Origin of the sequence: Actinoplanes ianthinogenes (assembly GCF_018324205.1) — a bacterium.
Classification (GTDB): domain Bacteria; phylum Actinomycetota; class Actinomycetes; order Mycobacteriales; family Micromonosporaceae; genus Actinoplanes; species Actinoplanes ianthinogenes.
In genome coordinates this window covers 7509281-7524631 of sequence record NZ_AP023356.1, presented here as the reverse complement: position 1 = coordinate 7524631, position 15351 = coordinate 7509281, and the positions used below count along the sequence as shown (strand labels likewise).

Genomic DNA, 15351 nt, shown 5'->3' with positions numbered 1-15351 from the left:
CGACGCGGCGACGGCCGGCGCGATAGTCTGCCAAGCCGAGATCATGGCAGCCGTCGACGGCGGCGATCGGGGGATCAGACGTGCGCCTGCTGACGTTCAACGCGCTGATCAAAGGCGACGTGCGGGTGCGGCTGGGGGTGCTCGGCGGAATCCTGCGGGAGTCCGATTTCGACATCGTGTGCCTCCAGGAGGTGATGTACCGAGCGCACGCGGACCTGGTGCGGCGGGAGTTTCCGCACTCGGCGTGCGCGGGCATGGTCGTACTCAAAGGGGGGTTGCTCCTGCTGTCCCGGCGGCCGATCGAGCGCTGGCGGTTCGTCCGGTATCCGATGAGCGGGCCGATGCGCACGGAGTTCCTGATGCGCAAGGGTGCGCTGATCGCCGAAATCGGTGACCTGGTCGTGGTGAACACGCACCTGTCGGCCAACCGGGACGACGACTGGTCGCCGACTAACCGATACACCCTGGTGGAGCGGGCCGAACTGGACGTGCTGGCCGGAATTCTGGCCGATATCGATCAGTCACGGCCGCTCGTGGTGGCCGGCGACCTGAACCTGCCTCGGACCGCGTCGGTGCTGGCGGATTTTCGGACGGCAGCCGGGCTGACGGACGTGCTGGCCGGCGACGCGCGACCGACTTATCGCCCCACTCCACGGTGGCCCGAACCGCCCGCATTGGATCACCTCCTGGTCCGCGGTGGCATCACAGCACGCGCCGACCTGGTCTTTCAGGACGAGATGGCCCTGCCCGACGGGCGGCGCGTCCATCTATCCGACCACTACGGCATAGCGGCTGACATCTGACCACGGTCTGATATTGAATTCATCCCCTGGTCTGATCAGCCGCCGAGGATTCCCTGGTAGCTTCGCCTCATGGCAACGGATTCCGGGGTTGACCGCCTCATTCTCCAACAGTTGACGGAGCGCGAGCGGGCCGCTTTCGCCGAGCGGCATCCGCGGTCCGCAGCGGCCTACAGCCGCGCCGACCATCTCTTCGGGCGCGTCCCGATGACGTGGATGAACAAGACCGCAGCCGGCTTCCCGGTCTACCTGAAGACCGCCAGAGGCAACCGTCTGACCGATATTGACGGTAACGAGTTCGTCGACTTCTGCCTCGGTGACACCGGCGCCATGGCCGGCCACTCGCCCGCGCCGGTGGTCGCCGCGGTCACCAGACGGCTCGGCGAGCTGGGCGGCGCCACCACGATGATGCCGACCGAGGATGCCGCGGTCGTCGGCGCCGAGCTGGCTGCCCGATTCGGATTGCCGTTCTGGAGTTTCGCGCTGACCGCGACCGACGCGAACCGGTGGGCGATCCGCCTGCTGCGCGCCGTCACCGGCCGGCCAAAGATCCTGGTCAACAGCTACTGCTACCACGGCTCGGTGGACGAGTCGCTGATCGTCGTCGGCCCGGACGGGCGCGGTCGCAGCCGGGAGGGCAACGTCGGCGCGCCGGTCGACGTGACCGAGACCAGCAGGGTCGCCGAGTTCAACGATCTGGCCGGGCTGGAGCGCGAGCTGGCGCACGGCGACGTGGCCGCGGTGCTGATGGAGCCGGCGCTGACGAATATCGGCATCGTCCTGCCCGAGCCTGGTTACCTGGCCGGCGTCCGCGAGCTGACCAGGAAATACGGCACCTATCTGATCAACGATGAGACGCACACGTTCTCGGCCGGTCCGGGCGGGGCGACGCGCTTCTGGGGTCTGGAGCCCGACGTGCTGACGATCGGCAAGGCGATCGGCGGCGGTGTGCCGGTGGGCGCCTACGGTCTGTCCGCGGAGCTCGCCGACGCCCTGACCGCTCGCGGCGATCTCGACCTGGTCGACATGGGCGGGGTGGGCGGCACCCTCGCCGGCAACCCGGTGTCGATGGCGGCGATCCGCGCGACGCTGGAGGAGGTGCTCACCGAGGGCGCGTTCGCCACCATGATCTCGACCGCGACGGCGTTCGCCGACGGCATCCAGAAACTGCTCACGGCTCACGATCTGCCCTGGTCAGTGAGCCGCCTCGGCGCCCGGGTGGAATATCGCTTCGCCGACCCGGCCCCGCGCAACGGCACGGAGTCGGCCGCCGGCGCCGACGCCGAGTTGGAGGACTTCCTGCACGTCTACCTGGCCAATCGCGGGGTGCTCCTGACCCCGTTCCACAACATGGCGCTGATGTGCCCGGAGACGACGCTCGACGACGTCGCGCGTCACCACGAAATCTTCGACGCCGCTCTGACCGAGCTGACCCGCGCCTGACCGATCACTCAGGCGCGGCGGGTGCGGCGGCGCTCGGTCAGGCGGCGGATCTTGGCGTGAGTGCCGCAGTCCTCCATGGCGCACCAGCGGCGGGTGCCGTTGCGGCTGCGATCCAGGAAGAGCCAGCCGCATCCGCCCTGGTCGAGCGGGCAGGTGCGCAACCGGCTGCGGTCGGCGGTCCGGACCAGATCCACCAGCGCGTCCGCGAGCCGGTCCGGGATCGTCCACGCGGGTTCCCGCCCGACGCGGAGTTCGGCCGGCGAGTGATGGTCGGTGGGCGCGACCAGGGTGGAACGGCCGACGGCCTGTGCCCAGCGCGCGGTCAGAATGTCGAGCCGCTCACCGGCCAGCACCGGGTCGATCAGGTCGCGTAGTGCGCGCGCGTCAGCCAGCGCAGCCTCGGCGGCGCGGGGGTCGGCCGCCCAGGCACGCTCGATGCGGGCGGCCTCCGGCTCGTCGACGATCGCGGCGCGGATCGCCCAGCTCAGGAGCGCGCCCGGCTCGCCTAGGTGGTCTTTCTCGACCCGGCCCGGCGGGCGGGGCTCAACCGTGTTCGCCAGGTCGAGGGCTCGGTGCCCGCCGACGATCCGGAGCTCATCCATGGTGTTCCCACTATATCGCCGAACGGTGGTAGCGTCGGAGATAGCTACCACCGAAACTCGTTTAGGGGGAAGCAAATGCGTTCGTGGATCACTGTGGGAGCTCTCGCGCTCTCCACGTTCCTGTACGTCACGCTGGAGAACCTGCCGATCGGCCTGCTCCCGCAGATGGCTGCCGGTCTCGGCGTCAGCGCTTCGGCCGCCGGCCAGCTCGTGACGGCGTACGGGCTGATCGTCGTGGTCAGCACTATCCCGCTGACCCGGGTGACACATCGGTTCCGGCGACGCCGACTGCTCGCGTTCCTACTGGCGATCGCCGTCGCCGGCACGCTGGTGTCGGCGTTCGCCCCGGGTTATCCGCTGGTGCTCGGCGGGCGGGTCGCGGTGGCGATGAGTCAGGCGGTCTTCTGGGCGGTGGTCACACCGGCCGCGGCGTCCCTGGTCCGGCCGGCCCGGCGGGGGCGGGCGATGTCGATTCTGTACGGCGGCAGTTCCGCCGCTCCCCTGCTCGGCGTTCCGGCCGGCATCTGGCTGGGCCAGCAGACGACCTGGCGGATCGCGTTCGTCGCCCTGGCCGCGCTCGGGCTGATCGCCCTGGCGGTTGTCGCGGCGCTGATGCCCGACCTGCCGCCGGGCTCCAGCGACGCCGACCGGGGCAGCGATCCGGATCCGGCTCGCTTCCGCGTGCTGCTGGTCACTGTCGCATTGCTGGTCACCGGTGCGTTCACTGCTTTCACGTACGTCAGCGAGTTCCTCACCGAGGTGACCGGCGTCGATCCCGCCGCGGTCGGCCCGGCGCTGTTCGCCCGGGGTGTGGCCGGGCTCGCCGGGGTGCTGTTCGCCGGCTGGGTGGCGGGGCGGTATGCCTGGCCCGGCGTGCTCACCCTGATCGGCGTGCAGGCCGTGGCGCTCGCCGGGCAGTACCTGTTCGGCGACGACACGGTCATGGCGATCGTCGCGATGTCGCTGGCCGGCGCGGCGCTTTCCGCGAGCACGGTGCTGTTCGCGGCGCTGATCTTGCGATTGGCGCCGGGCCGCACCGATGCCGCCTCCGCCGGCGTGTCCACCGCCTTCAACGTCGGGATCACCGCCGGGGCCGCGGCGAGCAGCGCATTGGTGGGCGGGACCGGCGCCCAGGGCCCGGTCCTGGTGGGCGCGGCGGTGACGGTGATCGCGCTGCTCGCCGCCCTGGCCGGCACCGCTCTGACCCACCGGCCCAGGGTGCCGGCCGATTCCGGTCGCCCGCACGGCCTCCTCTCGCAGGTCAGTGAGTCCCGGGTGAGCCGGCGGATGACGTCGGCCGCGAGGGAACGAAACCGGAACTCAACACCGGCGGCGGGGCGGCGAATGGCCTCGGTCAGGACGGAGCAAGACCAGAACTCCACATCGATCGCGGATGGGCGAGCGGCGTCAGCAACGAGGGAACGAAACCAGACCTCGACACCCGCCGCGGATGGGCGGACAGCGTCGGTCAACACGGAACGAGATCAGAACTCCACATCGATCGCGGATCGGCGAACGGCGTCAGCAACGAGGGAACGAAACCAGACCTCGACACCCGCCGCGGATGGGCGGACAGCGTCGGCCAACCCGGAACGAGATCAGAACTCCACACCGACCGCGGACCGGCTAACGGCGTCGGCCACGACAGAACAAGACCAAAACTCCACACCGACCGCGGATCGGCTAACGGCGTCGGCCGCGACGGAACGGGAGCAAAGCTTGACGCCGGTGGCGGGGCGAAGGAGCGGCGGCTGACGGGATCGGCGAGGTCTGCCGCGTGGCGTGGATCAACGGAGAGCGGGTCTAACGGCTGCCGCGGGACCGTCGGGTGGGCGCCGATGGCTGCGGGGGCACCCGGGGTGGACGGAAGGTGAAGGCATACACGCCGCGCTGCCCGACCGCGTAGAGGTCGAGATTGCCCGGAACCCAAGTGCAGGCGAAAAGGGCGCCGTCCACCCGCATCGCGGCGACCGGCTCCAGATCTTCCGTGGGTTGCGGGAGCGGCCAGATCCGCAGCTCACCGGCTTCGCTCGTGGTGGCGAGCCAACGGCCGTCCGCCGAGATCGCGCCGTCGGTTACCGGCCCGTCGCCGAACCCGGCAGCGGCGATCGGGCGAAGTCCCCGCACGCTGAAGACCGCGACACCCACGGCGTCGACCAGCACGATCCGGTCCGCAACCACCTGGATAGTCAGACCACGCCCACCAGCAACACCGTCCCGGTCAGCACGGCCGCCACTGACACCGTCCCGGTCAGCACGGCCGCCACCGACACCGTCCCGGCAAGCACGGCCGCCACCGACACCGTCCTGGTCAGCACGGCGGCCGTCGACACCGTCCCGGTCAGCGATACCGCCGTCGATGGGATCGCGGTCAGCACGACCGAAGTCAAGGCGGTCGCGGTCAGCACGACCGCTCTCGACGCGGTCATGGTCAGCGCGGCCGCTATTGACGCGGTCGCGGTGAGCACGACCGACGTCAACGCGGTCGCGGTCAGACTGGCCGGCATCGGCGAGCTGGTCGCGGTCAGACTGGCCGGCATCGGCGAGGTGGTCGCGGTCAGAGTGGTCGGTGTCGGTGAGGTGGGGTGAGGTGGTTCGGGGAGTGGGGAACGACGGGGCTGGGATGGAGCGGGTTCGGCCGCTGCGGTAGTGCCAGACGGTCAGGGTTCCGGATTCGTCGGTGAAGATCAGGCGGTGCCGGGGCAGGAAGGCGGCGGCACGGACCGGGTGACTGTGCGCGCGGCGGAAGAATCCGGCGCCGGTGACCGAGCGGATCTCCAGGCCGCCTGCCGTGTCCCACCAGGCAACGAGGTCCGGTGCGACGGCACAGCCGACCGCAGCGGGCCACTCCTCCATCTCCCATTCACCGGTGGGATGCGATACGGCTGCGGGATCGGGCCGCCGGAGGAGGACGGTTCGGCCGGCGCAGAGCGCGGCGATCCAGTTGCCGTCCGGGGCGACCGCGCAGTGGGTCACCGGCTCGCCCGCGGACCAAATCGGGCTCGCGAGGGCATCGGCTGCGCGCCACAGGCGGACCATGCCGTCACGGCCGCCGGTGACCAGCTCGAGACCGGAAGAGCCAAGCCCACCCGAAGAGGCAGGCATGTCAGAAGGGTGCGGAGCGCACGGCGGGAGAAGCGCGCAGGTGTTCACCCAGTCGATCGGGCCGGCCACGGTCTCCTGGATCAGGCGGGGCAGGTGCCACACCCGGATCGTCGTGTCGCTGCCGGTGGTGATCAGGGTGCGCCGGTCCGGGGTGAGCACGCACGACGTGACCCAGCCCGCGTGAGCGCGCACCACGGCGACCTCCGGCCCGTATCGATCCCAGATCCGGACCGTGCCGTCCTCCCCGCCGGAGATGATCCGGTCGCCGAAGGCGACCAGCGTGCTCGCACACCCCTGATGCCCGCGCAGCACAACCGACTCGCCACCATCCCGCAGCCCGTGCACCCGGATCTCCCCGTCCGTCCGGCTCAGCGCCACCCACTCCCCCGCCGGATCCACCGCCACCGCGATGACAGCGGAACCGTCGGGATCCACCGCCACCCGCGGCACAGCGGAACCATCGGGATCGACCGCAACCCGTGGCACAGCGGAACCGTCTTGGTCCACCGCCACCGGCAGCACAGTGGAACCATTGGGATCCACCGCCACCCGGGGCACAGCGGAACCATCGGGATCCACCGCCACCGGCAGCACAGCGGAACCATCCGGATCCACCGCCACCGCGAGCACAGCGGAACCGTCCGGGTCGCTGATGGGTTGGCTGCGGCCGGTTCGCAGGTGGTGCTCGGTCATGGTGCCGGTCGTGCTCACCGTCAGCACGCGGTCCACGTCGAGGAACGCGCACCCCACGAGCCGCTCGCCACCCCACCATCCGAAGACCCGCGAAACCTGATCGAAAACCGCCAGCTCCCCGCGCCCACCAACCGCCGCGATCCGTTCGCCGTACGCCGCTACCGCGAGTACCTCAGCACCCGCCGTCCACAGGGTCCGCTCCAGGGCCCGGCTCCGCACGTCCCACACCCGCAGCGACCCGTCAGTCCCACCGGACACCAGCCGATCCCCTACCGCGACCAGGGCTTTCACCCCACCCGCCCCGGCCAGCCGACCCAGGATCGCACCGGACCCCGGTTCGACGAGACACATCACGCCGCTCTCACCACCGGCAGCGAACCACCCACCGTCCCCCGCCACAGCACCACAATCGAGCCAGCCCACCCCCGCGCCGATCACCCGGCTCAGACTGTCCGGCCCGACATCCGGCAGCGGCCACCGCGCCACCAACCCGGCCCGCCCCCGCTGCTCCCCCGCGAACCCGGCCGCCTCGGCCGCCAGCTCCGGCGCCCCAGCCAGCCGCGACAGCAGCACGTCCGCGAACGCCGACGCCGGACGGATCGGCCGCAGCAGCGGCGCCGCCCGCGACAGCCGCGCCCGCAACGCCACCGCGCGCGGATCCGGCAACCGATCCAGATCGGCCACGACCGCCGCCACGCCGAGCATCGGGATCCCGATCGCCAGGCGCCGCAGGTCGGTCGCCACCGCGAACAGTTCGTCCCACCAGCGCGCCTCCCGCAGGTGGAAGGCGAGGTGTCGCCACAGGTAGCGGTCCGCTTGCGGCACCGTCCACCACGGACCACCGCTGCGCGGCCGAGCCATTTCCACCAGACGGCGGTGCACTTGCGGCAGTTCGGCGTCCGGGAGGCGATTTCTGACGTACGCCCGGAGCACGTCCCGCAACCACGTCCCCCCGCTCCGGCGCTGGAGTAGCCCGAGGCGCGTCAATGCCGTACGCAAATCGGAGGAAGCGGACGGTGACAAACCGCCCGTCCCGGACCACAGCAGATCCAGGGTGTGGTCCGGGATCGTCGTGCCCTCCGGGAAGATCGCCAGCTCCAGGAATCGCCGCTGATCCGCCTCGGGCAGCAGGTCCAGGGCGGCCTGCACGACCCGGTCGAGGGCGCGCTCACGCTCCGAGGGCACCGCCGGATCCAGCACGACGGTCCCGTCCGCGCCGAGCTGATCGACCAGCCGGTGCGCCACCCCTCGCAAGTCGCCCGGCTGCCGTCCACTCGCGCGCGGACGAGCCGGCACACCTGAAGCTCTGAGGGAATCGCCAGGCGAAGACGAGCGCGAGGACGAAGGCGAGAGGGGCGGCGACGGCGGGGACAAAGGCGACGAAGGCGACAGCCGGGGCAGGGGCGAGGACGAGGGCGACGACGGCGATAAGCGCGAGGCCGAAGGGGACGGAGACGGGGAGGGTGGGGAGGTGCGTTCGCGGAGGGTGGCGTTGGTCAGGGACAGGAGCAGGGGCCAGCGGCCGGTGTGGGCCAGGAGCGCGGTCAAGTCCGGCAGGGGCAGGCCGGGCAGGTCGTGCAGGAGGACGGCCGTGGCCTCGTCATGCGTCATCGGGCCGACCGTCAGCCGGGGTACGTCCGCGCCGAGCAACGTGGTCACCCGCGTCGTCACCACGCGGGGACTCCGCGGACCACCCGCCAGGAACGGCTCCAGCTGGTCCGCCGTCCAGACGTCGTCGAGGACGAGCAGCATCGGCGCACGCTGATCCACAGCGGCCACGAGCCGCCGGCCCGCCTGAAGCGGGGAAACCACCGCGGGCCGCTCCCCGCCGAGCCGGACCACCAGGTCCCCGATCAGCGCGGCGAGGTTCGCACCCGTGCGCCGCTGGCCGATCGAAGCCCACAGCACACCGCCCGGGAAGCGGGCGCGGATCTCTGGGAGGCGGCTGACCTGCTCGACCAGCGTGCTCTTGCCGAAGCCGCCGCTCCCGTGGATGCCGACGACCCGGTCCTCCCCGTCCAGCAGGAGGCTGCGGAGCCGGGTCTGGAGACCGGACCGTTCGACGAGCACGCCCTCCGGTGGCTCCGGCATCGGGCCGGGCTCGGGCACCGGAGGCGCGGGCGGCGGGGGCTTGCGCGCGCGGCCGAGCCTGGCCCCGGCCCCCTCGGCCCATCTCCGCCACCGTATGCCGTGCGTCACGGTGGAACCAACGGAGCTGGGCCGTGCCCGGCTACTGCTTCACGAGCTTCCGCAGGGCGGAGATGACCGAGTGGTCGCTGGTGGTGGCGTAGATCTTCTTGTCGTCGCCGACCAGGACCGAGAACGGGCACTTGGTCTCGTTGCCGGTCAGTTTCCTGTCCAGCAGGAGGCGGTGGGTGGCCACCTCGTAGACGCGCAGCTGCCAGTTCGCGTGATAGAGGAAGGCGGTGTCCGGTTTCGGATCGTCGTACTTGCAGTTCCGGATCTTCGCACCGGTGCTGACCCGGTCCAGGCAGGCCACCATCTGTACATTCTTCGGGTCGTCGGCGGCCCAGGTGCGCTCGGCCGCGTCCGAGGTGCCCTCGTCGTCGAAGTAGTAGACCGGGTTCTTGAAGCGCACCGAGGTCGGGCCGTCCTTGGTCAGCAGGACCACCGGGTGCGGTGCCTTGCCGGACCGTTTCGGCGCGGCCGGGAAGTACGTGTTCGCGTCGCAGACCTGGTTCAGGTCGTAGATGTCCTTGGCCGGCACCTCGCTGGCCACCGGGCCGGTCGACGAGGCGTCCGGCTCGTCCTCGGTGTCGGTGTCCGCCGGCCCGGGGGTGTACGGGTCGAAGGTCGGGAAGTCCGAGGGCAGGGTGTACGGGTAGTCGTTGAGGCTGTCCCGGGCCGAGTCGGCGACCCGGTGACCGATGTAGGCGATGCCGCCGACGCAGAGCACGACGACCGCGATGATCCCGGCGATGATCCCGCCCGCGATCGCGCCGCCCCGGCGCTGACTGGCCGGGGAAGCCGGGGGCGGCGGCCAGCCCGGCTGGGCATATCCGCCGGGCGGCGGGTAGGGACCGGCCGGGTAGGCACCGGGCGGCGGCGCGGGGTAGGCACCGGGTGGCGGCGCGGGGTAACCCGCGGCAGGCTGCCCCGAAAAGGGCGGCGGTGGCTGCGGAAAAGGCTGAGCAGAAGGCGGCGACTGCTGCGGAAAAGGCTGAGCAGAAGGCGGCGACTGCTGCGGAAAAGGCTGAGCAGAAGGCGGCGACTGCTGCGAAAGGGGCTGAGCCGCCAGGAACGAAGTGTCCTCCGGGACGTCCGGCCGGGCCCACGGATCCGACGGCGGCTGGCTGGCCGGCGAGATGATCGGCGCCGGCGCCGGCCAGGCACTCGGCGCGGCAGGCGTCTGATCCCCATCACCCGGAGGGCCCCACTCGGAGACCGGCGACACCGGCGGCTGATAGGCCGGTGGCGTCGGCGCACCCGGCGCGGGCCAGGGAGCGTGGGCAGCGGGGTCGGAGAGCGCAGAAGGGGAAGGCGGAGGAGCGGGCGGCGCCGTCGGATCCGGTGGCGGACCCGATGGTTGCGAGGTAGCTCCCGATTCATCCCCCGTGCCGGTCACTGGTGTTCCTCCCCCTGTCGGACGCCGGCCCAATGTATCGAGGTCGGTCACCTCAGCCGAGTCCGGGTGGCCCTCCGCCGGAGAGCCATCCGTGCCGGGTACCCGGCCGACTACCTGCGGTAACCGTGCTGACCGGCCGGCTGCCTGTCAGAGCCGGGCGACCGTGCGCTCCTCCAGGAACGCCAGGTCCGGCTCCCACCCCAGGCCGGGCGCCGACGGCACCGTGACGAAGCCGGACTCGCAGACCACCGGCGCGGTGGTGACGTCCCGGGCGTAGTACTTGTCCGAGCCGGAGACGTCGGCCGGCAGGACGAACCCGGGCAGCGAGCTGAGCGCCACGTTCGCCGCGCGGCCGACGCCGAACTCGTGCATGCCGCCGCACCACACCGGCACGCCCTCGTCCCGGGCCAGGTCGTGGGCGCGCACCGCGGGGGTGAGGCCGCCCATCCGGGACACCTTGATGTTGAGGATCCGGACGGCCTTCAACCGCAACGCGGTGATCAGGTCCTCCACCTCCTCGACCGACTCGTCCAGGCAGACCGGGGTCTCCACCATCTCCTGGAGCGCGGCGTGGGCGACGAAGGCCCGCGGCGCGAAGGGTTGCTCGATCATCAGCAGCCCCAGGGTGTCCAGCTCCCGGAAAACATCGGCGTCATCGAGCGCGTAAGCACCATTGGCATCGACATGCACCGAAATTTCGGGAAATGCGGATCGGACGGCCCGGACCGGCACCACGTCCCACCCCGGGGCGATCTTCAGCTTGATCCGCCGATACCCCTCAGAGACCCGCAACCGCGCCTGAGCGAGCAACTCGTCGACCGACGGCTCGATCCCCAGCGACACCCCGGCCTCGATCCGGGACCGGCTCCCACCCAGCGCCGCGGCCAGCGAGACCCCCTGGAGCTCCGACCACAACGCCCACGCCGCCATGTCGAACCCGGCCCGCGCGAAGTGGTTCCCCCGCACCTTCCCGAGCAGCGCCGCCAGCTCCGCCGGATGCTCCCAGGCCGCCCCGAGCACCAGCGGCGTCAGGTGATCCCGCGCCACCGCCCAGCAACTCTCCACCGTCTCCGCGGAGTAGAACGGCCCGCTCGGCGAGGCGATCTCCCCCCACCCGACCGCCCCCGACTCGTCGGTGAGCGCCACCAGGATGTGCTCCAGCTCCCGCTTGGCGTGCGAGCTGGTCTGGAACCGACGGACCAGCGGCAGGCGTACCCGCCGCAGGTCGACGTGCCGAATCCGGATCATGTCTCCCCCACGTAGAGGTTCAGTTCGGCGGCAAGCGCGTCACGCTCGCGCAGGCGCCTCCCGGCGCCTTTGGAACTGGCGATGGTCAGGGTCGCGAGCAGGTGCAGGACCAGCGCGATCGAGGTGGGCGAGTTGGCGTACGACGCGCTGCCGGTCCCCACCACGATCCGGGTCGTGGCGATCCCGGTCAGCGGGGCGTCCTCGGCGTCGGTGATCAGGACCAGGTCGCCCCCGTGGCGTACGTAAGCCGAGGCGACCTCGACCGTCTCCCGCCGATACCTCTCCAGCGAGACCGCGACCAGCAGGTCTCCCTGCCGGACGTCGCTGAGCACCTCGAGCGCGCGCAGCGCCGCGCCGTCGACCAGATGCACCGCGGAGAGCCCGGCGCTCAGGTCGGCGGCGAGCAGCGACGCGTAACTCAGCGACTTGCCGGACCCGATCAGGTACCGCCGCCGCGCCGAGACGATCAGTGCCGCGGCCCGCTCGATCGCGTCGTGGTCCGCGGCCCACGCCAGCACCTGATCGAACGCGGTCCGCTGCTGCTCCAGCACCCGCTGCTTGAGCACCTGCGCCGAGCGCCGCTGGACGTTGCGGTCGAAGCGGTCGGCGGGCGTTCCCCGGGAAGTCACGCCCCATCCTCGCCGATCGCGAACAGGTAGGCCGCCCGCCCCGGATCACCGCCCGGCCGCACCACGCCGACCAGCCGTCGCCCGTCCGCGAACTGGGCCAGCAACTCCTGCCGCAACCAGGCTCGGTCCGCCGGATCGGGCGCCGCCCGCCGGTCGTCGGCCGCGACCACGACCGAGGTCCGCCGCCCGCCTCCGGAGGGTCCGGAGCCGGGCCCGTCAGACCCGATTCGGGTACGGCCGGAAGCGCCGGGCAGCGGATCGGTATCGGTCAGGTGCGGAACGGCCCGGTCCAGGTCCCAGCTCACCAGGACCCGGTCGGTGCCCGCCTCGCCGTAGAAGTCCGGCAGGAGGCGGATCCCGGTCGCCCCGAGCACCGCGAAGTTGAAGTGGGCGTTGCGCAGCGCGTACGGATCGAAGGTCCACCGCATGGTCCGGGCGCCGGTCCGCCGGGCGGCGGCCGCCTGCGCGACCTTCAGCAGCCGGCCGACCCCGGCGCCCTGCGCGGCCGCCGCGACCACCGCGGCCTGCGAATAGTGGTAGTGCTCCCGGCCGGTGACCCCGGGGAAGCCATAGCAGAAGCCGACCAGGTCGCCGGCGCCGGTGAGCGCCCCGATGACCGTCCCGCCGTTCTCCCGGAGGGCGGCCAGCAGGCGCGGGTTGAGCCCCCACTCGGGGTCGGTGTACCCGAACACCTCGCGGTAGAGCGACCCGGCCGCCGTCCACTCGGCCATCCCGTCCAGCTCACGCACCACCACGTCCATCCGTGCCTCCCTGGCCGAAGCGCCGAAGCGCTCCGGCGAAAAGATAGCGAACGTATAAGTGTCATCCTGGCGGCATTGCAGCGCGTTGACAACGGTTGTGGCACAACTTAGCGTTCACATATGTCGTCTACCGCGGTCGCGGCACTGCATCGCTACACCCATGTCGAGTCGCCCACCGGTGACCCGCGCGCCCTGGCCGAGCTGGCCGAGCTGCTGGAGTCGGACGCCGCCGCGGCCGGTTTCGGCACCGCCCGCGAGACGCATCCCACCGGCGACCACCTGATCTGGACTCTGCCCGCCCGCGAGGTCGTGGGTGCCCCGATCCTCTTCCTCACCCACTACGACACGGTCTGGCCGGTGGGCACGCTGGCTTCGATGCCGTGGACGGTGGACGGCGACGCGATCCGGGGTCCGGGGGTCTACGACACCAAGGCCGGCATCGCGGCCCTGCTCGCCGCGGTCGCGGCGGTCGATGGGCCGCACCCGGAGATCCGGGTGGTCGTGGTCGCCGACGAGGAGATCGGGTCACCGACCGCGACCGGCCTGGTCGAGTCCGAGGCCCGCCGGGCGTCCGTGGTGCTCGGCCTGGAGCCGCCGCACCCGGGCGGCGACCTGAAGACCGGGCGGCGCGGCAGCACCCGGGGCCGGATCACGGTGACCGGGGTGGAGGCACACGCCGCGCTCGACCCGCTGGCCGGCGTGAACGCGATCGACGAGCTCGTCGATCAGCTGCTGCGGGTCCGCGAGATCGGCGCCGGGCGGCCGGTGCTGGTCAACACCGGCACGATCGCGGGCGGCGGCCGGACCAATGTGGTGGCCGGGCGGGCCCACGCCGACCTGGGGTTGCGGTTCGCCGACCCGGAGGACGAGCGGGTGGTCCTCGGCGACCTGGCGGCGCTCCGCCCGATCCGCCCCCGCGCCACCGTCGACCTGCGCCTGCTCTCCCACCGTCCTACCTGGCAGCCGTCCGCCGCCGGCGACGAGTTGCTGGCGCGGATCGCCGCGGTCGCGGCCGGCATCGGGCAGACCCTCGGGGGCGGCCCGGCCGACGGCGCGGCCGACACCAACACGACCGGAGCCCTCGGCCGCCCCACCGTGGACGGACTGGCGCCACCCGGCGGCGGCGCCCACGCCCGCACGGAGTGGGTGTCCCTCTCCGGCATCGCCGAGCGCGTCGCCCTGCTCACCGCCCTGCTGACCCGGCGAGGCCTGTCCGGTACGTGAGTTTTCCCGCGCGGTTTGGCCGCCGGCGGCCATGGGTAACCGGAGGGAGGCCGATGGACCTCCGGGGGTGAATCGATGCTGAACGATTACGAACGCCGTGCCCTGGCCGAGCTGGAACGCAACCTGAACGGCGACTCCGAGTTCGCGTCCCGGATGGCCGGCCTGGCCGGCGTGCCGCCGGCGCCCACGTTCCCGGCCGTACCGGTGCTGTGCGCGCTGCTGTTCATCCTCGTGCCGGTGGTCATGCTCCTGTTCGGCTGGCCGGGCGTGCTGATCGTCCTCGATCTTTTCGCCGCCGCGATCGCGGTCGTGCTGATCCGCCGCCAGGCCCGCTGACCTGGGCCGTCACCGTTCTCATCCCCGACGGGGGATGCCTGCCCAGCACCCACCGGCCACGGTGTCCAGCATGGATGACTGGACCTGGACGGACTGAGATGCGCGGCGAACCGATCTCGGCCGTCCTCGCCGACGTGGACGGCACCCTGGTGAACAAGAAGAAGGAACTGACCCCACGGACCATCGACGCGGTCCACCGGCTGCACGCGCACGGCGTGCTGTTCTGCCTGACCAGCGGCCGGCCGCCGCGCGGCATGCGGATGCTGGTCGAGCCACTGGGGATGGAGTTCCCGATGGCCGCCTTCAACGGCGGGGTGATCGTGCTGCCCGACATGACGGTGGCCGACCAGCGACCGGTGCCGGCCGACCTCTCGCTCCCCCTGATCGAGACCTGCCGGGCACACGACCTCTTCGTCTGGATCTACACGGCCACCGAGTGGTACGTGACCGACGCGAACGCGCCGCACGCCGAGCGGGAGACCCGTACCTGCCGGTTCCCGCCGACGGTGGTGGGCGACTACGACGAGTTCCGGGACCGGATCGTCAAGATCGTCGGGATCAGCGACGACCACGCGAAGGTCGCCGCGGCCGAGCGGGCGGTGCAGCGGGAATACGACACCCGGGTCTCCGCCTCCCGCTCCCAGCCGCACTACGTCGACGTGACCCACCCGTCGGCGAACAAGGGCGTGGTGGTCGAGCGGCTGTCGCACTACTTCGACGTGCCCACCGAACGGATCGCCACCATCGGCGACCAGGTCAACGACGTGCTGATGTTCCGGCGCGGCGGGCTCAGCGTGGCGATGGGCAACGGGCCCGAGGAGGTGCGGCGGCAGGCCACGTACGTCACCGGCACCAACGAGGAGGACGGCTTCGCCACCGCCGTCGAGCGCTACATCCTGCCGCGCGCCCTGCCGTGGCACTGAG

General features: G+C 71.7%; 12 protein-coding genes and 1 pseudogene. 6 read left to right on the top strand and 7 right to left on the bottom strand.

Annotated elements, in window-relative coordinates:
• The first annotated feature begins 80 nt into the window (after positions 1 to 80).
• Positions 81 to 803 carry an endonuclease/exonuclease/phosphatase family protein gene (locus Aiant_RS34030; RefSeq protein ID WP_189333042.1) on the top strand — a complete coding sequence of 241 codons (723 nt, stop codon included), beginning with the start codon at positions 81 to 83 and terminating at the stop codon, positions 801 to 803.
• A gap of 111 nt (positions 804 to 914) precedes the next feature.
• Positions 915 to 2243: a transaminase gene (locus tag Aiant_RS34025; RefSeq protein WP_229830629.1), complete on the top strand. Its 1329-nt coding sequence runs from the start codon at positions 915 to 917 to the stop codon at positions 2241 to 2243.
• Positions 2244 to 2251: 8 nt separating this feature from the next.
• Here the strand turns inward: Aiant_RS34025 and Aiant_RS34020 are convergent, their stop codons facing one another.
• Positions 2252 to 2845: a CGNR zinc finger domain-containing protein gene (locus Aiant_RS34020; protein ID WP_189333040.1), complete on the bottom strand. Its 594-nt coding sequence runs from the start codon at positions 2843 to 2845 to the stop codon at positions 2252 to 2254.
• On the opposite strand from Aiant_RS34020, the gene Aiant_RS34015 reads away from it, so the two are divergent.
• Positions 2816 to 4600 carry an MFS transporter gene (locus tag Aiant_RS34015; protein ID WP_189333039.1) on the top strand — a complete coding sequence of 595 codons (1785 nt, stop codon included), beginning with the start codon at positions 2816 to 2818 and terminating at the stop codon, positions 4598 to 4600. The two genes, Aiant_RS34020 and Aiant_RS34015, sit on opposite strands and share 30 nt — an antisense overlap.
• Before the next feature lie 48 nt (positions 4601 to 4648).
• On the opposite strand, the gene Aiant_RS34010 is transcribed toward Aiant_RS34015, so the two are convergent.
• The 6 genes and pseudogenes from Aiant_RS34010 to Aiant_RS33990 all read right to left on the bottom strand — a co-directional run bounded on the left by Aiant_RS34010 (position 4649) and on the right by Aiant_RS33990 (position 12867).
• Complete coding sequence (locus Aiant_RS34010; RefSeq protein ID WP_229830626.1) at positions 4649 to 8293, bottom strand: WD40 repeat domain-containing protein; 3645 nt, start codon at positions 8291 to 8293, stop codon at positions 4649 to 4651.
• A gap of 63 nt (positions 8294 to 8356) precedes the next feature.
• Positions 8357 to 8734: pseudogene (locus Aiant_RS47130) on the bottom strand (NB-ARC domain-containing protein); the annotation flags it as partial.
• Between the two features lie 139 nt (positions 8735 to 8873).
• Positions 8874 to 9560 (bottom strand): hypothetical protein, encoded by a 687-nt coding sequence (locus tag Aiant_RS34005; RefSeq protein WP_189333037.1) that lies wholly within the window; start codon positions 9558 to 9560, stop codon positions 8874 to 8876.
• Between the two features lie 816 nt (positions 9561 to 10376).
• Positions 10377 to 11477: an o-succinylbenzoate synthase gene (gene menC, locus Aiant_RS34000; RefSeq protein ID WP_189333036.1), complete on the bottom strand. Its 1101-nt coding sequence runs from the start codon at positions 11475 to 11477 to the stop codon at positions 10377 to 10379.
• On the bottom strand, positions 11474 to 12106 hold the full coding sequence (locus Aiant_RS33995) for a MurR/RpiR family transcriptional regulator (RefSeq protein ID WP_189333035.1): 633 nt from the start codon (positions 12104 to 12106) through the stop codon (positions 11474 to 11476). Before Aiant_RS33995 ends, menC begins: the two co-directional genes overlap by 4 nt.
• Positions 12103 to 12867, bottom strand: a complete 765-nt coding sequence (locus Aiant_RS33990; protein WP_189333034.1) for a GNAT family N-acetyltransferase — start codon at positions 12865 to 12867, stop codon at positions 12103 to 12105. Before Aiant_RS33990 ends, Aiant_RS33995 begins: the two co-directional genes overlap by 4 nt.
• A 120-nt stretch (positions 12868 to 12987) precedes the next feature.
• Here Aiant_RS33990 and Aiant_RS33985 point away from each other — a divergent pair, with 120 nt between their 5' ends.
• From Aiant_RS33985 to Aiant_RS33975, 3 genes are all read left to right on the top strand, one after another.
• Complete coding sequence (locus Aiant_RS33985; protein WP_189333033.1) at positions 12988 to 14091, top strand: M20/M25/M40 family metallo-hydrolase; 1104 nt, start codon at positions 12988 to 12990, stop codon at positions 14089 to 14091.
• A 75-nt stretch (positions 14092 to 14166) separates the two neighbouring features.
• A complete protein-coding gene (locus tag Aiant_RS33980; RefSeq protein WP_189333032.1) occupies positions 14167 to 14427 on the top strand; it encodes a DUF3040 domain-containing protein in 261 nt (86 codons plus the stop codon).
• A gap of 98 nt (positions 14428 to 14525) precedes the next feature.
• A complete protein-coding gene (locus Aiant_RS33975) occupies positions 14526 to 15350 on the top strand; it encodes a Cof-type HAD-IIB family hydrolase (protein ID WP_189333031.1) in 825 nt (274 codons plus the stop codon).
• The last annotated feature ends 1 nt before the right edge of the window (position 15351 follow it).